Source organism: Halioglobus sp. HI00S01 (assembly GCF_001635445.1).
Taxonomy (GTDB): Bacteria; Pseudomonadota; Gammaproteobacteria; order Pseudomonadales; family Halieaceae; genus Halioglobus; species Halioglobus japonicus.
The window spans coordinates 1-281 of record NZ_LWEE01000371.1 but is presented as its reverse complement, the minus strand read 5'-3'; the positions used below and the strand labels follow the sequence as shown (position 1 = coordinate 281).

Genomic DNA, 281 nt, shown 5'->3' with positions numbered 1-281 from the left:
GTCATCCGCACTCTCGATCAGTAGGCTATTGGCATCATTGCCCGTGATCAGGTACAGCGGGTTGTTCTCGTTGGTGACATCCAGGTGGACCTGGATGTCACCAACGAGAACAACCCGCTGTACCTGATCACGGGCAATGATGCCAATAGCCTACTGATCGAGAGTGCGGATGACCCCAGTGTATACCTGGGTCAGACTCTGGTGGGTGTCCACACATTCCAGACCCTGCGGGTTGAAGCGGGAGCATCGGTCAACTTCGGTGATGACCGGGTTATTGTGAT

Annotated in this window: 1 protein-coding gene; it reads left to right on the top strand. The window is 54.8% G+C overall.

Going from position 1 to position 281, the window contains the following annotated elements; translation table 11 throughout:
* Positions 1-84 precede the first annotated feature (84 nt).
* Positions 85-281, top strand: a 197-nt coding sequence (locus tag A3709_RS20985; protein ID WP_156507883.1) for a hypothetical protein, incomplete at its 3' end; no start/stop codon positions are given.